Below are 23,588 nucleotides of genomic sequence, written 5' to 3' on the forward strand. Positions count from 1 at the left end.
AGAACTTAAGACTCGTTGAAAAGATCCTCCGTAATAGCCTGGTTGGTATCGGGGATATCAAGTTCCTCTGCGCGCTTATCAGCCATAGACAACAGACGACGAATGCGGCCAGCCACCGCATCCTTGGTCATAGGTGGCTCAGCCAAGCGGCCGAGTTCCTCTAGCGAGGCCTCCCGATGCTGTACTCGGAGTCGCCCCGCATCTGCAAGGTGCTCAGGAACGTCATCGCCGAGAATCTCCATAGCCCGATCGACACGCGCCGCAGCCGTTACTGCTGCACGAGCCGAACGACGGAGGTTGGCATCATCAAAATTATCCAAGCGCCGGGACGTATCATGAGCCTCCCGCTTTACACGCTTCTTCTCCCAGCTCAATCGGGTTTCTTGCGCACCCATTCGGGTCAGTAGTGCCCCGATCGCATCGCCATCTCGTACGACTACGCGGTCCTCGCCGCGCGTCTCCTTGGTTTTGGCAGAAATGCCTAAACGACGAGCACATCCCACGAGCGCCAACGCGGCTTCTTGGCACGGGCACGTTACCTCTAGTGCGGAGGAACGCCCAGGCTCAGTAAGGCTGCCGTGCGCCAAAAAGGCACCCCGCCACGCTGCTTCACTATCAGCAACAGTGCCGGAAATTACCTGTGGCGGCAGCCCTACGACTGCGTGGCCGGAACGGGTGATGAGTCCTAGGCGGCGTGTCAGCTCTTTCGCCCCAGTGGAAATTCGGACGGTAACACGACTTTTTTTCGTGGTTCCTGCAGGGCCAGCAACGTGACTATCGGCGGCAATTCCATAGAGATCATCTAGTGCAGTGATCACGCGGCGAGCAATGGCGTGGCTTTGCAGCTCCAGTTCATAAGACATGTTGTCACCGGAAATATCCAGCTCGCCGGCAAAACGCAAAATCGCCGCTAATTCTGCAGCACGAGCGGACTGGCGCGGCACGACGACAGCCGTTAGTTCTTCTTTGACCTGCTCGGTCAATGGTGTGGTCACCTAGTTCGCCCCATTTCTATACTCACAATCACAAGGAATTTATGCACTCCAAGAGCCCTTGCTCAAGGGTAATCGCGGTGAAAGGTTTTCTGTCATCATACCGCGAGCACCCGAGCCCCGCGCACTCGGCCAATCGCCGGCATCGACTCGCAGACCTTGACCATCAACGCCGTGCAAAGCGCCCTAGTTGCGGAAGGTCGAATACAACTCCAAGAGCGTCGCTGAAAGCTTTTCTGGATCATGTTTATTGACACTCCGGCCGTCGGCATCGACGTGGCTAACATCGGCAAACGTTGCGCGGGCGCCAAAGGATTGCGCCGCACGCTGGATGTAAACGCGCTCGCTATCTGAGGGTAAAGCAGCCTCGTCCACCAGAATGCGGTCGATACGCAAATCTGGGGCGTGCTGGGACAGAACGTGCAAATGGCGTTCTGCAGAAAAACCAGGGGTTTCGCCCGGCTCAGCTGAAAGATTAAGCACAACCACTCGCAGGGCGTTGGAAGCAGAGATCGCTTCCACTACTTGGGGTACGAGAGTGTGCGGTAGCACTGAACTAAACCAAGAGCCTGGGCCAATGGTGATGAGGTCCGCGCGCTGAATGGCGTCGAGGGCGTCCGGATTTGCGCTGGGATGCTCGGGAAGGATACGCACGCGCCGCACCTGCCCCGGGGTAGACGCAACCGCGACTTGGCCGCGGACTTGGCGCATCACTCGAGGGTCGTCGTCAAGCCCGGCAACATCCGCCTCAATTTCTAAGGCCTGGTTGACCACTGGAAACACCCGTCCCTGGGAGTTAGTCAGCTCCGCGATGGTGTCCAATGCTGCTTGGTAGTCCCCTAGAACGTCGGTCAACCCTGCGATCATAAGGTTTCCTACCGCATGGCCTGCCATGGCACCGTTGCCGCCGAAACGGTGCTGCAACGTCTTTGCCCACAGATCTCCTACTGGATCGCTATTGGCCAGTGCGGCGAGTGCCATGCGCAGATCTCCGGGCGGAATGATCTCCAGCTCGCGACGCAAGCGACCAGAAGAACCGCCATCGTCAGCGACAGTGACAATGGCGGAAATATCGGCCGCCTGGCTAAGGCGTGCGGATAGAAGGGTTTGATAAAGTCCATGGCCTCCACCAAGGCAGACCATGTGAGAAGGATTGGTCATAAAAGTGCTAGTACTCCTGTGCTCTAGTCCCGAGCAATATCCCTGTGCAAGGTGCTGACGTCCAATGCATCGTTGTCACGCAAACGCGCCGCGATGGCCTCTGCAACGGCAACGGAGCGGTGATGTCCTCCCGTACAGCCCACACCAACCGTGATGAAATTCTTGCCTTCGTGCCGATAACCATCCAGCATGGTAGAAAACATGCCTAAGAAACTATCCACAAATTTTTCCGCCGCCGGTTGGGACAAAACATATTGCGCCACTGGTTCATCCGTTCCGCGATAACCTCGAAGCTCCGGCACCCAGTATGGATTAGGAAGAAAACGCACATCTACCACAAGATCCGCATCGCGCGGAGAGCCATTCTTGAAACCAAAGGATTCGACTGTCACGTGCTGCTTTTCATTCTGCATTTCACCAAAAGCCGCCTCAATTGCCCGGCGCAAATCATGAATGGATAAGTTGGTGGTATCGATGATGATATCCGCATGGGCGCGTACATCCGCTACTGCTTGGCGCTCCCTTTGGATTCCTACCTTAAGGGTATCCCCTTCCTGCAGCGGGTGGGTGCGCCGTACCGAATCGAATCGGCGAATAAGCACATCGTCCCGAGCATCTAAAAAGAGCACGGTGGGCTTCATGTTCAGCTCCGTGAGCTCATCCATGATTTCTAAAAGAGAGCCAGGGAACATGCGCGAGCGCACGTCCGTCACGGCAGCTACCTTGCCTACCGGAGTGTCCTCCTGGTTACACAGCTTAAGCAGATCCACAATCGCGCGCGGTGGAATATTATGCGCCACATAGTAGCCCTTATCCTCAATTACCTTGGCAGCGGAACTCAACCCGCCGCCGGACATGCCGGTTATCAAAATGGGTGGAGTTTCGAAATGCGTCATGCCCTTTAGTCTAGCGCTTTCAGATTTTCCTATTCTAGGAGTGCGTCTCTTACTTACCCACAGGATCGTGCAAGCTCTCGTACACGGTCTGGGCCAGCTTCGGGCCAAATCCATTGACCTCACAGATCTCCTCAACGCTGGCTGCCTTGAGCTTTTTCACCGAGCCAAAGTGCTTGACCAAATCCGTGCGGCGTTGCGGGCCCAATCCCGGCACGGAATCAAGCACCGAGGCACGCATCCGCTTAGAGCGCTGCTGCCGGTGATAAGTAATGGCAAAGCGGTGCGCTTCATCACGGATTTGCTGCAAGAGGAAGAGCGCTTGCGAATTTCGCGGCAAAATCACCGGCTCATCATCGCCTGGCACCCAGATTTCTTCAAGGCGCTTGGCCAAGCCGACCAAAGTCACATCCACAATGCCCAGCTCGTCAAAGACCTCTTGGGCCGCAGCCACCTGGGGCGCACCACCGTCAACGATGAAAAGCTGCGGTGGATACGCAAAGCGGCGACCAGCTTCGGCCGATTCTTCTGCCACCTTCTCCTCCGCAAAGGAAGACTCTTCTACCTCCTCATCCGGGTGGGCCAGCTTATCTTGATTATGACGTTTGAACCGGCGGCGGGTTATCTCTGCAATAGAGCCGACGTCATCTGAACGGCCATCTCCAGCCGCCTCTTTAATTCGGTAACGCCTATAGTCCGACTTCTTAGGCAATCCGTCTTCAAAAACCACCAAGGAGGCAACCACATCCGTGCCTTGGATATGGGAAATATCGGTACACTCAATGCGCAATGGAGCTTGCTCCATGCCAAGAGCTTCTTGAATATCTTGCAACGCCGCAGAGCGAGCGGTGAGATCTCCCACCCGCTTTAGCTTATGTTGCCGCAACTGCTCCTTGGCATTCTTTTCCACCGTGGCCATTAACTGCTTCTTATCGCCACGCTGGGGCACGCGCAGATCCACCTTGGCCCCGCGTAATTCTTCCAAAAGGGCAACAACCTGCTCTGGTTCATCCGGCATGGCTTGGACCAGAATCTGCGGCGGAATTACCTGTACTCGCCGCGACTTCATGTGCGATTCTTGATCGACCCCGCGCCGTTTAACGTCTGCCGCTAACGCCGCATCCTCGCGTGCTTCTTGCTGCTCGCGCTCCACAGCATCCGAATAGAACTGGATGAGGAAATTCTGTACCAATGCGGGCAGCGCTGGATCGGGCTGTCCGTCTTCCAGCGGTTCTGAGCTGGCTTGGTCTCCGGCGCGCTCGACCACCCACCCGCGCTGGCCGCGGATCCGGCCATCGCGAACGTGGAAAATCTGTACTGCTGCTTCAAGTTCATCAGAGTTAAAGGCTATGAGATCGGCATCGGTACCGTCGGTAAAGACCACGGCCTGCTGTTCCATGATCTTGTCGATAGCACCTAAATCATCGCGCAGACGTGCTGCGCGTTCGAACTCTAGCCCTTCAGCAGCCTGTTCCATGTCCTGGGTGAGTTTGCGGCGCACTGAACCGGTATTTCCGTTCATAAAGGAAACGAGGTCATTGACGATTTCGCGGTGCTCGTCCTTGCTTACCCTGCCTATGCATGGGGCGTCGCATTTGCCGATATATCCCAGCAGGCACGGGCGTCCGAGCCGCTCGTGCCGGTTATAAACGCCCTTGGAGCAGGTGCGCATGGGAAAGACTCGGGTGAGTAGATCCAAAGTCTCGCGGACCGCCCAAGCATGAGAATAAGGGCCGAAGTAGCGCACACCTTTCCGGCGGGGACCACGGTAGAAGAAGGCGCGCGGCACTGTCTCCCCAACCGAAACCGCGAGCATAGGATAGGTTTTATCATCGCGGTACATGACGTTGAAGTGCGGATCAAAGCGCTTGATCCACGTGTACTCCAACTGCAAGGCTTCCACCTCGCTTGCCACGACCGTCCATTCCACGGAGTTGGCGGTAAGCACCATCTGGCGCGTGCGCGGGTGCAGCTGGGTGATGTCCTGAAAATAGTTGGACAGCCGAGCGCGAAGGTTCTTGGCTTTGCCTACGTAAATAACGCGGCGGTTTTCATCGCGGAATTTATATACACCCGGATCCGTTGGGATGGTCCCTGGAGCCGGACGGTAGGTAGTGGGATCGGCCAATTTTTAGTCCTGTGGCATGTACTTGGCTTCCACGTCGCGGAAGCGGCGAACCTTATCGATGACCGAGTCCTTATCACCGGATTGCAGCGCCCAGACGGGCACGAACTCGAATTCAGGCAGTTCCAGGCGGGCCATGCGCTGGCCTACGGGAAAGGAAAGTCCATAGACTACCTGCCACGGATAGAAGCGAGTGCCCACAATATTGCGGACTTCTACCCCATCCTCATTGGCGCGCAGGCGTGGGCGGTTAAGGGCAATCCATGACAAGACGGAAATCAAAACTCCGACGCCGGGGAAAGCGAATTTATCGATTGTGGTTACGTGCGCTCCGGTAAAGGACACCCCCAAGGTCACACCCATAAAAATATGGATGGCCATCACGAGGATGACCCAGCCGATAGCAACCTTGCGCAAAAAGGAAGAGGTCGCCGTGTACTCCCATGGCTTGGAGCTGGTCTGGGCGAAGGGATCGGCACTGGTATAGGCCAATACTTCGGCGTCGCTAAGCTGGCGGCGCTGCTGCGGATTCTTTGGGGCCTGCGCCTCGTTCATTTACATACTCCTCTGGGGCGCTCCCTGCGTGCCAACCGTTATTGGGTCACAGGGCGCTGACGCATCGCTGAAGGTTACTTTTCTACTGCGTTTAGTCTACGCAACTGGAGGGCGGTATCTAAAGCCGCAATCATAGCCTCTGCGCCCTTGTTTTCTACCGCATCTGCAAAGCCGGCCCGATCAACCGCCTGCTGTTGGTCATTGACGGTCAGGACACCATTTGCAACAGGGGTGGATTCATCAAGTGCGATGCGAGTCAGTGCCTGGGTGACCGAATCGCACACATAGTCAAAGTGCGGCGTACCGCCACGAATGACACAGCCCAACGCCACCACAGCATCGTAAGCGCGAGCGGCTGCCTGAACGACGACGCCTAGTTCCAGCGCCCCCACGACCCGGTACTCGTCAACCTCGGCACCATTGTCTTTGGCGGTCTGCACCGCCTGGGCATGGAGCTGATCGCAAATTTCCGCGTTCCACGTGGCAGTCACCACGGCAACGCGCAGCCCACTGCCATCTACCTGGGCAATATCGGGCAAGCCTTCTTTACTCATCGGGTTCCTTTCGCTCGGGTGTCGTTGTTGTATTAATGCTCCGCATCCCACTGCGCTACCTGCGGCAGCGTATGGCCCATACGATCGCGCTTTGTCCGCAGGTATTCAATATTGTCCGCGTTTGCCGGGGTTGCTAGAGCGGTATGCTGGCTAGCATCTACACCAAAGCCGCTCAGCCCCTCGCCCTTGTGCGGATTATTGGTAAGCAGGTTTGCTGATTCAACCCCGAGGTCCCGGAGAATTTGGCCGGCCACGGAGTACTCTCGGGCATCTTCAGGAAGCCCTTGCTCTAAATTGGCATCGACCGTATCCATTCCAGCGTCCTGCAGCCGGTAGGCCTCCAGCTTATGCAGCAGTCCGATCCCCCGGCCTTCCTGGCCGCGCAAGTAAATAATGATGCCACTGCCTGCTTGGCTAATACGGCGCATGGACTCGTGCAGCTGTGGGCCGCAATCGCAGCGGCGAGAACCAAAAGCATCCCCGGTCAGGCATTCGGAATGCACGCGCACTAATACGTCACGGGCGCCACGCAACTGGGAAGGATCACCTGCAACAAGCGCAACGTGCTCCTGCCCATCTATGTCGTGGCGGTAGCCAATCGCTGTGAAATCGCCATATTCGGTAGGCAGGTGCGTACTGACCTGGCGAGTTATTTGAGTCTCGTGCCGGCGGCGCCATTCGATGAGCTGCGCAATAGAAATCATGGAAAGGCCATGTTTATCGGCAAAGCGGCGCAGCTCCGGGGAACGCGCCATATCGGTTGGATCCTCCTCAGAGACTATCTCGCACAGCACGCCGGCTGGGCGCAAGCCCGCCAACCGCGCAAGATCGATAGAGGCTTCTGTATGCCCATCACGTTCCAACACCCCACCAGGACGGGCGCATAGGGGCACTACGTGACCGGGGCGGGTGAATTCACTGGGAGTCGTGCTGGGATCGGCTAGGCGGCGTATGGTCTCCGCCCGCGAGGTAGCAGAAATGCCGGTACTGCCCGTGGCTGCATCAACAGTAACCGTATATGCGGTGCCGCGTATATCCTGATTGACGGCCAGCATCGGCGGTAGGTTCAGGCGATTGCAATCCTCTGGCAACAAGGGTGCACAGATGTATCCGGAGGAATAGCGCACCATAAAGGCAACGAGTTCCGGGGTGGCTAGCTCAGCGGCGAAAATCAGATCGCCTTCATTCTCGCGATCCTCGTCATCGATAACAACTACCGGCTTACCAGCGGCGATATCCGCAATGGCTTGGTCGATGGAATCCAGACGGATGCAATTATCACTCGCGCTCATAAGGTAGCAGTCTAGTCCTTAGCTTCAGGGGGTAAAGCTTCGGGGTGAAGCATCTTTTCCACGTACTTAGCCAACACATCCACCTCTAGGTTTACTTCTCCTCCCTCTGGCAATGTGCCATGGATGGTTTCCCGCAAAGTTGTGGGAATCAGGGACACCTCGAACCAATCTGAGCCCACGGCGCTCACGGTTAACGAGGTACCACTTACGGCAATGGAGCCCTTTTCTACAACGTAGCGGGCAAGATCGGCAGGCAAGCTAAAACGCAGCACATCCCAATTCTCTGACGAGGTACGGGTCAGGAGCGTGGCGGTACCATCCACATGGCCCTGCATGATGTGGCCGCCCAATCGGGTTGTGGGCAGTAACGCCGGTTCCACGTTGACTGCAGTGCCCGTGGAGAGACGTCCCAGCGCCGTACGGTCGAGGGATTCTTGCATCACATCCGCGCAAAATACCTCCCCCGAAAGGTCAGTCACCGTAAGGCAGACTCCGTTGATAGCAATAGAGTCACCCAATTCGGCTGCCGCAACGGTGCGCGGGGCGCGGATGCTCAACCGCAGTGCATCGGCGTGGGGTTCCATTGCCGCGACGGTGCCCAATTCTTGTACCAGCCCAGTAAACACATGCATCCTTTCTGCTCAGAAATCCGATATTTAAGTATTTACTAATCCAAGTGCCTAGCGCACATATTCAATAAGAACATCGTCACCCAACGGCTTCATTCCCACACGCTGGAACCGGGTGGCCTCTTTAAGCGTTTGCGTCACCGGATGAGCTAGTACTCCGCGGCCCTCGCCAAGCAATACGGGCGCAATATAAGCAGAGATGGCATCGACCAAATCGGCCTTGAGGAAACTGCTGGCAAGACCGGCACCACCTTCCACGAGGACGTCACGGGCACCACTCGCATAGAGCTCATACAATGCTTCATCGATGCTCTCGTACTGCTCGTAGCCCAACTCACGCAGGTTACTTGCTGCATCACCTGCGGATTTCAAATCGCGCTTGCCTATAACCACACGGCGCGGCTGGTGCTCGCGCAGGCTGCCATTTCTAAAGCGCGCAGTAAGCGAGGGATTATCGGCTAGCGCCGTACCGGTGCCCACGACGATGGCATCGCGCCGTTCTCTATCGGCATGCACCCAGTCGCGCGCGGCTTCGCCGGTAATCCATTGGCTAGTTCCATCGGCGGCGGCCGTAAAACCGTCGAGGCTCTGGGCAAATTTAAGCGTTATATGCGGCCTGCGGGTGCGCATGGCCCACAGCCATGGCACCAACGCGTCTTCAACTTGTGGGGGCTTTTCCAGCTTGATGACGTCCACCCCGGCCTCCGCTAGGGCGCGTGCCCCACCAGCGGCCTGCGAGGTAGGGTCCGAATGTAGGTAATACACGCGAGCCACACCGGCATCGATAAGCGCCTGCGTACATGGGCCCGTTCGGCCGGTATGCGCACAGGGTTCCAAGGTAACAACGGCCGTGCCACCGCGAGACTTCTCACCCGCAGCGCGCAGCGCCATGACCTCAGCATGCGCACCGCCCACCGGTTGGGTAGCTCCGACTCCCGCAACCTCTCCGGCCGCGGACACGATGACCGCGCCTACCGGTGGATTCGGACTCGTGGTGCCGCGTACCTCTGCACCTGCGGCCATAGCGCGGTCAAGCGCGGCGGAAATCGTGTCGTCTTCTAGCGCAGCGCCCACTAGGCACCCGCCGCCTCTGTGCGCAACTCGTCCACGGCGGTTGCTGGATCTTCTGCCTTAAACACGGCAGAACCTGCCACAAATGCATCACAGCCAGCTTCTGCTGCTACAGCAATAGTTTCAAGCGAGATACCGCCATCGATTTCGATGACCGTATCAAGCTTTTGCTCATCGATGCTGCGGCGAAGAACCCGCACCTTCTCTAGCATCTCCGGCATGAACTTCTGTCCGCCGAACCCAGGCTCCACGGACATAACCAGCACCTCATCGAAATGATGCAGCTTATCCAGCCATGGCTCGATGGCAGTACCAGGCTTTATGGAAAAGGCCGCACGCACGCCCAAATCGCGAATGCGCTGGGCAAGCTCCACCGCGGCCTGTTCATCGGCAACGGCCTCAACATGGAAAATTATGGTGTGCGCGCCCGCCTTGGCATAAGTCTCGATCCATTTTTCTGGTTCCTCGATCATCAAATGCACGTCTAGCGGCTTGTCGGTGACTCGATGCACCGTAGACGTAATATCTGGGCCAAAAGACAGGTTAGGCACGAAATGCCCGTCCATAATGTCCACGTGGACCCAATCGGCCGATTCAATCGCCGCTAGTTGTTCTCCCAAGCGAGAAAAATCGGCTGCCAGAATAGAGGGGGAAATAATCGGTGCAGACATGCACACCAGTCTATCGCGATTAGTCCTTGCCCCGCCGTAAAGCAGCAAAGAACATCGCATCGGTTCCATGCCGGTGCGGCCACATCTGTACGGATTTCTCGCGCCCAACATCGCCCATATCGGGAATAAGGGCGTGAGCGTCCAGTTCTGTAGTACCGAGCTCGCTTAACGCACGGTCTACGATGGCGCGGGTCTCGCGCAAATCTGGCGAGCACGTGGAATATATGACCACACCACCTGGGCGCACGAGATTTAATGCGGAGGATAGGAGCTCAAATTGCAGCCGATTAAGCTCAGCTATATCGGACTCGGATTTGCGCCACCGTGCCTCAGGCCGGCGACGAAGAGCGCCGAGGCCGGAACAAGGGGCATCGACAAGCACGCGGTCAAAGCCCTCTCCCACACCGGGATCGCGACCATCGGCCACGTGGACATCAACGGGCAGATCACTTACGGTCTTTTCAATCAGCCGTGCACGATGCGGCGAGACTTCCACCGCATCCACGTGCGCGGAATCTATGCGAGCGAGCGCCCCCATCAAAGCAGCCTTACCACCGGGACCGGCGCAAAGATCCAGCCACCGGCCAGTGTCCTCGCCCTCAACGGGTGCCTCGCAAACCGCGCGGGCGATGAGCTGCGAGCCTTCATCCTGCACGGCAGCCAATCCTTGGCGAACAGGCTCCAATTGGCCTGGGTCCCCAGACTCCATGTACACGGCATAGGGAGAGTAGCGCCCTTCCTCATTGCCGGTCATCAGCGCTAATTCCTCGGCTGAGATTTCCCCGGGACGGGCTACTAGATGCACTGTGGGGCGGTCCGAGTCCGCGGCTAGGGCAGCCTCCAGCTCTCCTAGCCCCAGCACGCGACTAAACGATTCCGCGATCCACGTGGGGTGGGCATGCTTGAAAGCGATAGCCGCGATTTCGCCCTGCGGCGCCAGTTTTTCCAGCCAGCTCTTAGCCGGCGTCCGCGTAATGGTGCGCATAATGCCATTTGCAAAGCCTTTGGCTTTAACCTCACCGGCAGCTTCCACCAAGCGGACGGTGGTATCAACGGCCGCATGCGCCTCCACTCGGGTATAGAGAACTTGGTATGCCCCCAAACGCAGAGCATCAACTACGGCTGGGGAGATGGCCTCTAAGGCGCGTGAAGAGCATTCGGCGATGACCGCATCCACCACGCCAAGGGTGCGTAGCGTCCCATAGGTGATTTCGGTGGCAAACGCGGCGTCGCGTCCCTTAAGCTTCTGCTTTCGCAATGCCTTGGGCAAGATCAGGTTGGCAAAAGCATCGTCATCGCTTACCTTGCGCACCACGTCAAAGGCCACCGCACGCGGCGCATCTACCCCGGCAGCCAACGCGGCTTGAATCAAGCCAGCTTCCTGACGCTTCCCAGATCGCTGAGTATTTGCGTTTGCCTGTCGGCCCCGCGGGTGCCCGCTACGGGCACCGCGTTGCGGCCGCTGCGGGCGCCCACCCCGATTCTTCGCACCACCCGTGGTCCGGGAAGCCCGGGGCTTTCCCTCCGGGGTCTTATCACCGGATTTACTACGGGAACGGAAACCACCACTCACTGAAACGTCACCTCAGCATCCTTGCCTAGACCGCGCGCCCAATCAGCCGCATTCATCATCTTCTTCCCCGGAGGCTGGATTTTACCCAGACGCACCGGCTGCATGCCGGTACCAACATAAACGGCGTTTTTCGCAATATGCAGCTGCCCAGGCTCTAATTGCTCCGGCGCAGCGGCCGCATCTTCTAGTTGGCTAACTGGCCCAATCTTCACTCGGGAGTTTCCCCACATGGTCCACGCGCCGGGGCCTGGGGTATGGGCGCGAATATGCCGGTCAATGGCAAAGGCAGGCTGCGACCATTCCACCCGCGCCTGAGCGGACGCGATCTTCGGGGCATAAGTGGCCTCCCCCTGTTGCCGCCGAGCTTCCAGTTCGCCATTTGCCAGGCCGTCCATAGTGGCAACAAGCAAGTCACCGCCGGAATAGGCAAGCCGGGTCAGAAGGTCGTCGGCAGTATCGGTCGGTTTGATTTCTTCCGTCACGGTGCCCAGCACTGGGCCCGTATCGAGGCCTTCTTCGATCCGGAAAGTGGATGCGCCAGTAACCTCATCCCCGGCGGCAATGGCAGCCTGCACCGGTGCCGCACCGCGCCATGCAGGAAGCAGGGAAAAGTGCAGGTTTACCCAGCCATGCTGTGGGAGATCCAGCAGGTCCCTAGTTACCAGATTGCCGTATGCGACCACCGGAATTGCTTCCGGTTCCAGCTCCCGCAGACGGGTGCGCAACGCTTGCCCGTCCTCTGAGTCAGGCCGCAAGGTAGCTGGGGTTAGTACCTCGATTCCATGTTCTTGAGCCACCGCCTTCACCGGGCTTGGGTGAAGGGTGCGGCCACGGCCCCTCTTGGCATCTGGGCGGGTGATTACCGCCACCACCTCGTGCGACGAAGCAAGTAGCTTTTCTAAGGCCACAACTGCTGGCTCCGGGGTACCGGCAAAAATGATCCGCATGCGGAAAACTCTCCTCTAAGTGTTGTTCAAAGTACTAGGCTACAACGCCACGACGCCTTAGCTATAGCGTGTGGGCTAGGAGGCGTTAAACCATGCGGATTCACGGATGGCCCGCAGGGCGTCTTTGCGTACCGCAGCCTCAAGGCGTTGTAGGAAGAGCACGCCATCGAGGTGGTCTGTCTCATGCTGAATGCATCGAGCCATGAGGCCGGAATCCACCATTGACATAGGGCGCCCCTCAATATCCTGGCCAGAGACAAAAACCTGATTGTATCGAGTGGTTTCCGCGCTAATTCCCGGAATGGATAGGCATCCCTCCGGCCCCGTTTGTTCCTGCGTACCTACGGGTGTCCATACTGGGTTGACAATCGCGCCGCGAAGGCCTGATTGAGTATGCGAGCAGTCATAGACAAAAATGCGTTTCACAATGCCCACTTGGTTTGCCGCAAGCCCTACTCCCCCTGCATTGTCCATGGTTTCGAGCATGTCGCCCGCCAAAGTACGCAGGCTGGCATCAAAAGTGGTGACTTCTTCGGCGCGCGTGCCCAATACGGGGTCGCCGTAGATACGGATTTCTCGAGGAGACATGGCAATCAAACCTTTCTGATGGCACCGAGTTCAAGCCCATAGGTACAAGCTTCTTCCCCGCTGAGACTAGCGCATTCTATTCTCCCGTCCGATGCGGCTATCCAACATGGATGGGGTCAACCATAATCCGCAGCGGCAAGTCATCTTTGCGCGCACTTCGCGCCGCGTTCGCGCTGCGCAATGCACGCCCCAATTGCGAACGAGGCCCCAGCGGTGTGCGGATGACCAATCGCTGTGGTGGGCCAAAGCGCTGGCTATCGTACTCACCGGGCAGGGTCTGGCCTTGTGGAAGCGGAACTGGGCCTAGTACTTCCGCATGCTCTGGTAAATCCACTAAACTTGCGAAGCCATCAAGCGAGGCATCTGCGCCGTCGATAGCCGCGAAGTGCACCGCCGGCGGAAAGCGCACTTCGCGTCGGGCGGCAAGCTCAGTTGCGGCCGCGCCCACCATATCCCACCGGAGAAAGTGCTGAACCACGCTGAGGGATTCATCCGCGGCCACAATAATTCGACCGCCCTTGAAACGCGGCTGCACCAGCGTCGCCGCCTGTGCCCATTTTGCAAGAGTGTCCTCCGTGGCGCGGAGGTCCTGCCGGTTTAGCAACGCCCCTGCGTCCAAAAGCAGTGCTGCGCCATACGCGCCGGCCTTTACCCTCGGTTCAGCGCCCGGGGTGGCAATGACTAGAGCCGGGGAATTCTCTACCGCATCAAGCACCTTGTTCCCGCCCGAGACCACCACGCGGGTATTGGGAAAGGCACGCCCTAACTCCTCAGCGGTGCGCTCGGAGCCTAAGACGATGGCCCGCAAGCGTGGGGAACCGCATTCAGCACACCGATGCCGCGCCTCGATGCGCCCACACCACCGGCAGGTAGGCATTCCGGCTTCTTCCGCACCGCCTTCGCTTGCCGACGTCCCTTTCGGCGGCAGCCCCAATGGCCCATTGCAGTGGCGGCAACGCGCCGGGGCCCTACACTGACCGCACGCCAAAATGGGCGCGTAGCCCTTACGCGGCACTTGAACCAATACTGGTTCCCCACGATCCAGCGCTTGATGCGCGGCTTGGAAGGCTTGGGCTTGCACCGAGGTGGTCCCGCCGTGTAAATCGCGGGCAATCGATAGCCCAAACGATCCGACGGCCTCGATGGCCGGGCACCGAGCAGCGATCGTATTCGCGCTAGCCACCACATCGTGGGCCCACCCCGATTCCACAAGAAGTTGGGTTTCCGCAGTGCGGGAATGATTGGCCAAGATCATACTGCAGCCTTCAAAAGCCGAGCGGGTGGTCAGCACTTCTCTGGCGTGAACATATGGTTTGAGGTTATCCACCAGATTATCGTTGCCGTCATCTAGAATCACCGCCAGCTGCAGGTCTTTGACTGGTGCGAAAGCCGCGGACCGTGTCCCAATGACCACGCGCGCCTGGCCCACCAGCGCGGAGAGGTAACGCCGGTAGCGCGCCTGCGGGCCCATACTATTGCTCAGTACGGTAATCTGCTTTGCCCCTAGAATCTGGCGCAGGGCTGCTTCTAGGGCGTCGATGGTTTTCTGATCCGGAGCCACTAGGAGGACGCCGCCTCCTCCTAGCGCCACCTTTGCTGCCAGGGCCGCCAAGGCATGTGCCCAGTCATCCCCCGGGGCAATCTGCCATGCGGCTCGGGCGAGCTTTCCGGCCAAGATCGAGTCTACGAATGCCTCACCATGCTGGTAGGCCGACCATCCGGAAAGGTCAGGCTCACTCGTGGTGCCGAGCTCTTCCCAGGGGGTCTGCAGATCGGATTCTTCTGCCTTCGCATGCCGGGGTGGGATAGCTGAGCGGATAATGTCCGAGCGAACCCCGCCGTAACGGTCAGCAAGGGCGTCAACAAGCCGAACCAGCTGCGGCGGATAAACCTGGAAGGGTGAGATGATGCGCTCGATAAAACGCAGGTTGCCGCCAAATTCAGAGTCATGCAGCCGTTCTAGGACCACGGCATCAACCAAGCGTCCATTGAAACGGATGCGCACCTTAATCCCCGGTTGTACTTCCTCCGAATCCGCCTCTTCTACGAGGTAATCAAAGCCCCGGTCAAGGTGCGCGACCCCCAAAAGCGGCAACACCCGCGCAACCGGTTTCCGGGTGGCGGGTGTTTTCTTTGGCATAGGCCTCGATTCTACAGGCCGGCGGCAGCGCGCAACGCTTCTACTCGGTTCAACTGCTCCCACGGCAGTTCAACATCGGTACGGCCAAAGTGGCCATAGGCCGCAGTTTGGGCATAAATGGGGCGAAGCAGATCCAGCTCGCGAATGATAGCTGCAGGTCGCAGGTCAAAAACCTCATTTACCGCAGCTTGAATATTCGCATCGCTCAACCCTTCCTTAGCGGTACCGAAGGTCTCGACGTACAAACCAACCGGCTTTGCACGACCAATTGCGTATGCAACCTGTACCTCGGCGCGGTCAGCTAGCCCAGCGGCGACGATATTCTTTGCCACCCACCGCATGGCGTATGCTGCGGAGCGATCCACCTTGCTGGGATCCTTGCCGGAGAAAGCACCGCCGCCGTGACGGGCCATGCCACCATAGGTATCAACGATAATCTTGCGTCCGGTTAACCCAGCATCTCCCATCGGGCCACCGAGAATGAAGGAACCGGAAGGGTTCACCAGCAGGTTTGTGTCCTTGGTGTAGTACTTTTCCAAGCCCGCATCTTTGATAACCCATTCCAGAACCTCGCTGCGCAGAGGTCCTTCGAGCCAAGCGCTATCGACCTCGGTATCGTGCTGCGTGGAGATAACCACAGTATCTAGGTGGGAAGGCTCATTATCATCGGTGTAGGCAAAGGTAACCTGGGTTTTTCCGTCCGGACGCAGGTGATCGACAATGCCTTCCTTGCGTACTTGTGTCAGGCGACGAGACAACCGGTGTGCCAAAGCAATAGGCAGCGGCATGTATTCGGCGGTTTCATTTGAAGCGTAGCCGAACATCAGCCCTTGGTCGCCGGCACCAGCGGTATCGTTTTCCTCATCATAATCTTCGCCTTGGGCGCGAGCCTCGGTGGAGTGATCTACGCCGGCGCCGATCTCCTGGGATTGCTCGCCAATGGCAATGTTGACGCCACAGGTATTACCGTCGAAGCCAACCTCTGAAGAAGTAAAGCCGATGGACTTCAGGGTATTGCGCACGAGGGCTGGGATTTCTACATATGCTTCGGTGCGTACCTCGCCCACCACGTGAACCTGTCCCGTAGTCACCAGGGTTTCCACGGCGACACGGGATTGAGGATCCTTTTCCAGCAAGGCATCAAGGATGGCGTCAGAAATGGCGTCACAAATCTTGTCGGGATGGCCTTCCGTAACGGACTCGCTGGTAAAAAGACGAGTTGCCACTACAGCGTTATCAGTCACAAAAACTTCCTTTGTTCGCACTATTGGTTCGATGCTGTGGGTTTTCTACGCCCAAGCCTAATACCACGTAAGCCTAGACCAAGCGGTCTATAAATGCAATTTTAGTTGTCTACTCCCGCAACATTTGATTCACCGCCGCCAAGATTTGAGCGGCCACCACCTGTTTCGAGCCATGCTCTACCCGTTGCGGTTCTACCCCAGAACCCAGAATCCAGCCTTCATTGGATTTCTGTCCGAAAGTCTTATCACGACCTACTTCATTAGCCATGAGTACATCGCAGCCCTTTCGAGCAAACTTCTCTTGCGCGTACTCTAATGCGGATTTATCGGCATCACCCGTTTCGGCAGCGAATCCTACGATCACGCACTCAGCGGGAAGTTCTGCGCGAGCGCGTGCAGCGACGAGCCCTTTTAGTACATCCGGATTCTCCACGAGGTGAAGCGTTGAAAGCGCATCATCCGCTAGACCCTTTTTCATCTTGGACTCTGCAACCTCGGCAGGGCGAAAATCAGAGACGGCTGCGGCCATGATAACAACGTCCGCATCGCGCGCCTCCTCGCGCATAGCCCGCTCTAGCTCACGTGTGGAGATGATACTGCGCACCTTCGCACCGCTGGGCACCGGGAGCGGGGCTGTATTGCCCGCCACTATGGTTACGTCAGCCCCCATCTGACAAGCCCATTCCGCGAGCGCAAAACCTTGCCTCCCAGAGGACCGATTGCCCAAATAGCGCACGGGATCCAACTCTTCGCGAGTACCACCGGCAGAAATGACCACCTTTTTGCCCTTCCACCGATGCTCTACCCGGTATCCCGCCAATTCCGTGCGCACGATCTCTGCAATCTGGTCCGGCTCTGGCAGACGCCCTGGACCAGAGTCCGCGCCCGTCAAACGACCATGTGCGGGCTCTATGACGGTCATCCCGCGGCGCCGTAAAGTGGCCACATTATCTTGCGTAGCGGGGTTGAGCCACATTTCCGTATGCATAGCTGGCGCTATAATCACTGGGCAGGTGGCCACTAGAACTGTGGCGGTGAGCAGGTCATCCGCCCGCCCTGTAGCCAACCTTGCAATCAGGTCAGCGGTAGCGGGAGCTATGACCACAGCATCCGCGTGCTGCCCCACATTTACGTGTTGGACCTCATCCACTGCATCAAAAACAGTCGTGGATACTGGGTGGCCAGATAGCGCCTCAAATGTAGCTGCGCCAACAAAGTTCAACGCATTCTCCGTGGGCACCACCCGCACGTCATCGCCAGCTTCCTTAAAGTTGCGCACGAGGTGGCAAGCCTTATACGCAGCGATGCCGCCAGCAACGCCCACTACAATATTGCGAGAGGTATCTAATTCAGTCACATCGCACGATGGTACCTGCCCATACAAAGAAAGGCTCCGCACACCGCCATTAAACGTTTTCTCATAATGAGAGTCATGCCTCTAGCGGCATGTGGAGCCTAAAAAGCTTCAGCGAGCCGAGCTGCTTGCTACTTGCCTTCCTCGTGGTCAAGTAGACCAGCATCGATCTCGCGCAACGCGATGGACAAAGGCTTCTCGCCAGGCTCTGGGGTAACCAGTGGGCCTACGAACTCGAAGACACCTTCATCCTGCTCTTGGTAGTAGCTATTGATCTGGCGTGCACGCTTTGCGGCAAAGATGACCAAAGCATACTTAGAAGAAACCTTGTCCAAAAGCTCATCGATCGGCGGATCGGTAATGCCAATCGGATCATCAAATACTGGCTCCGCCTTTGCGGCTTCAGTGTTAGAAGGGGTGGTCACGTTAGTCACATGCACCTTTACATTGATTGAAGATGGTCAGAAAAGGAGGCCTATGCTCGCAGGATATCACTAATGGCAGTAACTGCTTCATCCAGATTATCGTTCACAACAATGTGATCGAATTCGTCCTGTGCGGCTAGTTCCTCGTGCGCAGTTTGCAACCTACGGTCAATGACGTCTTGCGGCTCAGTACCGCGACCGGTTAGCCGCTCTACAAGTACTTCCCAAGACGGGGGCGCCAAAAAGACCAGGTCCGCTTCCGGCAGCGCCTTCTTTACGCTCCGAGCACCCGCCAGATCAACTTCCACGAGCACCGGACGGCCTGCGGCCAAAGCTTCCTCTACCGGCTGAGCGGGTGTTCCAGATCGCTGTAAGCCACCGTGGATATCAGCCCATTCGAGCATCTCCCCAGCGTCTATGTGCTCTTGGAAGGCTTCTGGGGTAACGAAGAAATAGTCAACGCCATCCTTCTCCCCTGGGCGGGGCTGGCGCGTCGTCATAGACACGCTGAAATATAGCCCCTCGACGTCACTGCGCAGACGCGAAACTACGGTGGATTTTCCCACTGCGGAAGGCCCCGCCAATACGACGAGGCGCCCGCGTGCAGTTGCGTCGGCCATAGTTGTGACTATTCGCCGTAGCCGAAGCGCTCAAGAAGCGCACGACGCTGACGCTCACCCAAGCCGCGCAGGCGACGGGTCTGAGCGATCTCCAGGTCCTCCATAATTTCCTTAGCCTTGACCTTGCCGACCTTTGGCAGAGCCTCGAGGAGTGCAGAAACCTTGGTCTTGCCGATGATCTCATCGGTCTCAGCCTTTTCGAGCACGTCCTTCAGGTCGGTCTCACCGCGCTTGAGCGCGGCCTTGAGCTCAGCGCGAGCCTTGCGGGCCTCAGCGGCCTTAGCTAGAGCTTCCTTGCGCTGCTCATCAGTCAACTTTGGAAGGGCCACGGGTTTCCTCCGATTCATTAGATTGATTCTGTTACGTCTAGTACTTGGTACCAGATTTCGGCTCCCTAACGCAGTTTATACACTGCGGAAAGTTATCAATAACCTTCGAGCGAACCGACTTCTGGCAATCCTAGCACTGCTCATTGAACGGTGGCGATTAGAAGGTTCAAAAGCACGCCTATTTTAGCACGTCACCGCACATACCTTAAACAAAGTACCAGGTAAGCGGCGCGGCCTATAATCAGCCACGCCACTGCATTTAGCCTTGAAATTCCTCAGCCGTTCGCACGACGGCTTTACGCAGGTCAGCTACGCTAGGCCCCTGCTCAAGCACGGCCCTGGACACATTGGCAAAGCCCAGCGACGGACACTCTGAGACAATGTTGTGCACCTGTTCTGGGCCGGCCCCCTGGGCGCCTACGCCGGGCAAGAGTACCGGACCATTAAGCGCGTCTAGGCAGGGCGGATTATCTAAGGTAGCGCCAACCACTACTCCCACGTTGCCCGGCACACCAGCCTTGTGCGCTGATACGTTATACGCCGCACATTCATCGACGACTGCCTGCGCGATAGTGCCCTGCTCGCCTACCGGGACCGATTGAATGGCGCGAGCCTCCGGGTTGGAGGTCGCCGCCAAGACAAAGATTCCGCGGCCGGTTTCTTCTGCCTTAGTAAATACCGGGCCGAGTGCGCCGACGCCCAGATAAGGTGACACGGTCACCGAATCCGCACGCAACGGGGACTGCTCATCCAGCCATGCATCCGCGTATCCGGCCATGGTCGATCCGATATCGCCACGCTTGGCATCTGCGAGGGTTAGGCATTCCGCATCGCGCAAGGCAGCCAACACGTCCTCGAGGACCGCAAACCCGCGAGATCCGAATCTCTCGAAGAAGGCAACCTGTGGTTTAACCAGGGCGGCAGTATCGCTAAAGGCTTCAACGCAGCGCATGCTAAAGCTGCGCAGCCCATCCGCTGTAGGCTCCAAGCCCCACTTCTCCAAGAGGTATGGGTGCGGATCAATGCCCACGCAAAGTCGGCCGCGTGCTTGTCCCGCCGCTTCGAGGCGCTGGCCAAATCCTTTAGTGCTGTGGGCCATGCTCAAGCTCCTGGAGCGCACGTACCTGCAGGTTGCCAATGCGCATCGCTTCAATGCCCTGGACGGCTGCGGTTACACCTTGCACGGTGGTCACCAGTGGGATTTCCATGTGCACGGCCGCGGCGCGGATATCGTAGCCATCGTGACGGGCACCGGCAGAGCCGGCAGGCGTGTTGAGAATCCAGTCGATCTCACCATTGAAAATCTTATCCACGATGGACTCTTCGCCATCCTTGGCCTCGGAAACCTTGGCAGCAACCTCGCACTCGATACCGTTGCGGCGCAGCATCTGTGCGGTGCCGGCGGTAGCGACGATGTTGTAGCCCATGTGGGCTAAGCGTTGAATTGGGAAGATCAGCGTGCGCTTGTCGCGGTTGGCCACGGATACGAAAATGGTGCCCTCCGTAGGCGGCACGGCAAAGGCCGCGATTTCGCCCTTGGCGTAGGCCGCACCAAAGTTAGTAGCTAGGCCCATGACCTCACCGGTGGACTTCATCTCTGGCGACAGCAGCGTATCAAGCAAGCTGCCATCAGGGCGACGGAAGCGATTGAACGGCAAGACCGCTTCCTTGACGGCAATCGGGTGCTCCAGCGGCAAAGAACCGCCGTCATACTCAGTTGGGATCATCCCCTCAGCGCGAAGCTCCGCAATGGAAGAGCCCATCATGACGCGGGAGGCCGCCTTGGCAAGCGGCACACCGGTTGCCTTGGAGACGAACGGCACGGTGCGGGAAGCACGTGGGTTGGCCTCGATGACGTAGAGGATGTCATCCTTCAGGGCGAACTGCACATTCATCAGGCCTTTGACACCAATGCCCTCCGCCAGCAGGCGGGTGGATTCGCGGACTTTTTCAATATCCTCTGGTCCCAGCGTCATCGGTGGCAGCGCACACGAAGAGTCGCCAGAGTGAATGCCGGCTTCCTCGATGTGCTCCATGACGCCACCTAGGTAGACCTCGTTGCCGTCGCACAGCGCATCCACGTCGATCTCGATGGCGGAGTCTAGGAAGCGGTCCACCAGAACCGGGTGGTCTGGGGAAAGCTCGGTGGCGCGCTCGATGTAGTCCTCCAACGCCGTTTCGTCGTAGACGATCTCCATGCCGCGGCCGCCCAGAACGTAGGACGGACGAACCAGTACCGGGTAGCCGATGGAGGAAGCAACCTCGCGGGCCTCTGCGAAGGAGGTGGCGGTGCCGTAGTCCGGTGCTGCCAATTCTGCCTCGTCGAGGACCTTGCCGAATTCGCCGCGGTCCTCAGCGGAATCGATAGCTGCCGGGCTGGTGCCCACGACCGGAACACCTGCCTCTTCCAAGCGGACAGCAAGGCCCAGCGGAGTCTGGCCACCCAGCTGGACAATCACGCCGGCGACATCGCCGGAAGCGGCCTCAGCGTGGTAGACCTCCATGACGTCCTCGAAGGTCAGTGGCTCAAAGTAGAGACGGTCGGCGGTGTCGTAGTCGGTGGAGACGGTCTCCGGGTTGCAGTTGACCATAACGGTCTCGTAGCCCTGCTCCGAGAGCTCAAGGGCCGCGTGAACGCAAGAGTAGTCAAACTCGATGCCTTGACCAATGCGGTTAGGGCCGGAGCCCAGAATGATGACCTTGCCCTTGGAGCCTTCCGGCGCGGGGCGAACCTCGGTCTCGGCATCCGGATCGAGCTCATAGGAGCTGTAGTGGTACGGGGTCTGGGCCTCGAATTCACCGGCACAGGTATCTACGGTCTTGTACACGGGGCGGATACCCATGCGCCACCGCAGGCTGCGAACGCCATCTTCGCCGTTGAATTCGGGGCGGAGGGCGGCAATCTGGGCGTCGGAAAGCCCAAAGACCTTAGCCTCGCGCAAAAGTTCCTCGGTGAGCACTGGGGCGTCGATAAGCTCCTGGCGGAAGGCAACCAATGTAGCCAGCTCAGCGATGAACCAGGGGTCAACGCCGGAGGCCTCGTGTACCTCGTCTACAGAAGCGCCGAGGCGAAGCGCCAGCTCGATGTCGTACATGCGGCCCTCGGTTGGGCGCTCCAGATCCTTGAGCACCGCCTGCAGATCGGTAGCCCGCTCTCCGGCGAAGTACTCATCCGGCTTGGTCCAAAAGCCGTTCGGCTTGTTTTCCAAAGAACGCATGACCTTATTGAGGCCGGCGATGTAATTGCGGCCGATGCCCATGGCCTCGCCCACGGATTTCATGGTGGTGGTCAAGGTGTCATCGGCGCCCGGGAATTTCTCAAAGGCAAAGCGTGGGGCCTTGACAATGACGTAGTCCAAGGTCGGCTCGAATGCGGCCTTGGTCTCGCCGGTGATGTCGTTTTGCACCTCGTCCAAGGTGTAGCCGATAGCGAGCTTGGCAGCCAACTTGGCAATCGGGAAACCCGTGGCCTTGGAAGCCAGCGCGGAGGAACGGGAAACACGCGGGTTCATCTCGATGACGATGATGCGGCCGTCATCCGGGTTTACCGCGAACTGGATATTGCAGCCGCCGGTATCGACGCGAACCCCGCGGATAATCGCGATACCCAAATCGCGCATCTTCTGGTACTCACGGTCAGTCAGGGTCAGTGCTGGGGCGACGGTGACGGAATCGCCGGTGTGCACGCCTAGGGCGTCGACGTTTTCGATGGAGGCAACAACTACGACGTTATCGTCGCCATCGCGCATGAGCTCGAGCTCGTATTCCTTCCAGCCCAGGATGGATTCCTCAATGAGCACGTTGGCCTCAGGGGATGCGGCCAAGCCGCCGCCGGCGATGCGGTCCAGATCCTCATTATTGAAGGCCAGACCGGAGCCCAAGCCACCCATGGTGAAGGAGGGGCGGACGACAACGGGCAGGCCGAGCTTGTCGACGGTCTCGTGTACCTCATCCATGTTGTGGCACACGGCGGAGCGGGCGGATTCGCCACCAATGGAGGCGACGATATCCTTGAACTTTTGGCGATCCTCGCCACGCTCGATGGCGTCAATATCGGCACCGATAAGCTCAATGCCGTACTTGTCCAAGATTCCTTGGCGGTCTAACTGAACTGCGGCGTTCAGTGCAGTCTGACCGCCCAAGGTAGCCAACACCGCGTCGATGGGATTGCCCTCTTCGCGCTCTTTAACCAGAATCTTTTCGATGTATTCCGGCTCGATAGGCTCGACGTAGGTATGATCCGCAAACTCGGGGTCGGTCATGATGGTGGCCGGATTGGAATTGACCAGCGTTACGCGCAGGCCCTCTTCCTTGAGCACGCGGCAAGCCTGGGTGCCGGAGTAGTCGAACTCGCAGGCCTGGCCGATGACGATTGGGCCAGAACCGATGACCAGGACGTGGTTGATGTCGTTGCGCTTTGGCATA

General features: G+C 58.3%; 21 protein-coding genes. All 21 read right to left on the reverse strand.

Going from position 1 to position 23,588, the window contains the following annotated elements:
• Positions 1-5 precede the first annotated feature (5 nt).
• Positions 6-983, reverse strand: a complete 978-nt coding sequence (gene whiA / locus L8V01_RS00690; RefSeq protein WP_274707249.1) for a DNA-binding protein WhiA — start codon at positions 981-983, stop codon at positions 6-8.
• Positions 984-1,178: 195 nt separating this feature from the next.
• Positions 1,179-2,153: a gluconeogenesis factor YvcK family protein gene (locus tag L8V01_RS00695; RefSeq protein WP_269945265.1), complete on the reverse strand. Its 975-nt coding sequence runs from the start codon at positions 2,151-2,153 to the stop codon at positions 1,179-1,181.
• A gap of 23 nt (positions 2,154-2,176) precedes the next feature.
• Positions 2,177-3,049: an RNase adapter RapZ gene (gene rapZ, locus L8V01_RS00700; RefSeq protein ID WP_269945266.1), complete on the reverse strand. Its 873-nt coding sequence runs from the start codon at positions 3,047-3,049 to the stop codon at positions 2,177-2,179.
• 49 nt (positions 3,050-3,098) lie between these two features.
• Complete coding sequence (gene uvrC / locus L8V01_RS00705; protein WP_269945267.1) at positions 3,099-5,174, reverse strand: excinuclease ABC subunit UvrC; 2,076 nt, start codon at positions 5,172-5,174, stop codon at positions 3,099-3,101.
• Positions 5,175-5,177: 3 nt separating this feature from the next.
• Entirely contained in the window at positions 5,178-5,726 is a 549-nt protein-coding gene (locus L8V01_RS00710; RefSeq protein WP_269945268.1) for a PH domain-containing protein, read from the reverse strand.
• A gap of 74 nt (positions 5,727-5,800) precedes the next feature.
• The gene (gene ribH / locus L8V01_RS00715) at positions 5,801-6,280 is read right to left on the reverse strand and encodes a 6,7-dimethyl-8-ribityllumazine synthase (RefSeq protein ID WP_269945269.1); all 480 of its coding nucleotides are present in this window, start codon (positions 6,278-6,280) and stop codon (positions 5,801-5,803) included.
• A gap of 32 nt (positions 6,281-6,312) precedes the next feature.
• Positions 6,313-7,572, reverse strand: a complete 1,260-nt coding sequence (locus L8V01_RS00720; protein ID WP_269945270.1) for a bifunctional 3,4-dihydroxy-2-butanone-4-phosphate synthase/GTP cyclohydrolase II — start codon at positions 7,570-7,572, stop codon at positions 6,313-6,315.
• 11 nt (positions 7,573-7,583) lie between these two features.
• Complete coding sequence (locus tag L8V01_RS00725) at positions 7,584-8,198, reverse strand: riboflavin synthase (protein WP_269945271.1); 615 nt, start codon at positions 8,196-8,198, stop codon at positions 7,584-7,586.
• A 54-nt stretch (positions 8,199-8,252) separates the two neighbouring features.
• On the reverse strand, positions 8,253-9,275 hold the full coding sequence (gene ribD / locus L8V01_RS00730) for a bifunctional diaminohydroxyphosphoribosylaminopyrimidine deaminase/5-amino-6-(5-phosphoribosylamino)uracil reductase RibD (protein ID WP_269945272.1): 1,023 nt from the start codon (positions 9,273-9,275) through the stop codon (positions 8,253-8,255).
• Entirely contained in the window at positions 9,275-9,943 is a 669-nt protein-coding gene (gene rpe, locus L8V01_RS00735) for a ribulose-phosphate 3-epimerase (RefSeq protein WP_269945273.1), read from the reverse strand. Before rpe ends, ribD begins: the two co-directional genes overlap by 1 nt.
• Positions 9,944-9,962: 19 nt before the next feature.
• The gene (locus L8V01_RS00740; RefSeq protein ID WP_269945274.1) at positions 9,963-11,516 is read right to left on the reverse strand and encodes an RsmB/NOP family class I SAM-dependent RNA methyltransferase; all 1,554 of its coding nucleotides are present in this window, start codon (positions 11,514-11,516) and stop codon (positions 9,963-9,965) included.
• Positions 11,513-12,463 carry a methionyl-tRNA formyltransferase gene (fmt, locus tag L8V01_RS00745; RefSeq protein ID WP_269945275.1) on the reverse strand — a complete coding sequence of 317 codons (951 nt, stop codon included), beginning with the start codon at positions 12,461-12,463 and terminating at the stop codon, positions 11,513-11,515. The genes L8V01_RS00740 and fmt overlap by 4 nt, the downstream gene beginning before the upstream one ends.
• Before the next feature lie 75 nt (positions 12,464-12,538).
• Positions 12,539-13,051 (reverse strand): peptide deformylase, encoded by a 513-nt coding sequence (def, locus tag L8V01_RS00750; protein ID WP_269945276.1) that lies wholly within the window; start codon positions 13,049-13,051, stop codon positions 12,539-12,541.
• A gap of 97 nt (positions 13,052-13,148) precedes the next feature.
• Positions 13,149-15,191, reverse strand: a complete 2,043-nt coding sequence (locus L8V01_RS00755) for a primosomal protein N' (protein WP_269945277.1) — start codon at positions 15,189-15,191, stop codon at positions 13,149-13,151.
• An 11-nt stretch (positions 15,192-15,202) separates the two neighbouring features.
• A complete protein-coding gene (gene metK, locus L8V01_RS00760; RefSeq protein ID WP_269945278.1) occupies positions 15,203-16,435 on the reverse strand; it encodes a methionine adenosyltransferase in 1,233 nt (410 codons plus the stop codon).
• Between the two features lie 109 nt (positions 16,436-16,544).
• A complete protein-coding gene (coaBC, locus tag L8V01_RS00765) occupies positions 16,545-17,792 on the reverse strand; it encodes a bifunctional phosphopantothenoylcysteine decarboxylase/phosphopantothenate--cysteine ligase CoaBC (protein ID WP_269945279.1) in 1,248 nt (415 codons plus the stop codon).
• Positions 17,793-17,920: 128 nt separating this feature from the next.
• A complete protein-coding gene (rpoZ, locus tag L8V01_RS00770) occupies positions 17,921-18,223 on the reverse strand; it encodes a DNA-directed RNA polymerase subunit omega (protein ID WP_005324891.1) in 303 nt (100 codons plus the stop codon).
• 41 nt (positions 18,224-18,264) lie between these two features.
• Complete coding sequence (gene gmk / locus L8V01_RS00775) at positions 18,265-18,834, reverse strand: guanylate kinase (protein WP_269945280.1); 570 nt, start codon at positions 18,832-18,834, stop codon at positions 18,265-18,267.
• Between the two features lie 8 nt (positions 18,835-18,842).
• Complete coding sequence (gene mihF / locus L8V01_RS00780; RefSeq protein ID WP_005328460.1) at positions 18,843-19,163, reverse strand: integration host factor, actinobacterial type; 321 nt, start codon at positions 19,161-19,163, stop codon at positions 18,843-18,845.
• Positions 19,164-19,422: 259 nt separating this feature from the next.
• The gene (gene pyrF / locus L8V01_RS00785) at positions 19,423-20,262 is read right to left on the reverse strand and encodes an orotidine-5'-phosphate decarboxylase (RefSeq protein WP_269945281.1); all 840 of its coding nucleotides are present in this window, start codon (positions 20,260-20,262) and stop codon (positions 19,423-19,425) included.
• Positions 20,246-23,587 carry a carbamoyl-phosphate synthase large subunit gene (carB, locus tag L8V01_RS00790; protein WP_269945282.1) on the reverse strand — a complete coding sequence of 1,114 codons (3,342 nt, stop codon included), beginning with the start codon at positions 23,585-23,587 and terminating at the stop codon, positions 20,246-20,248. Before carB ends, pyrF begins: the two co-directional genes overlap by 17 nt.
• Between the last annotated feature and the right edge of the window lies 1 nt (position 23,588).

It is taken from the genome of Corynebacterium curieae, assembly GCF_027570035.1.
Classification (GTDB): Bacteria; Actinomycetota; Actinomycetes; order Mycobacteriales; family Mycobacteriaceae; genus Corynebacterium; species Corynebacterium curieae.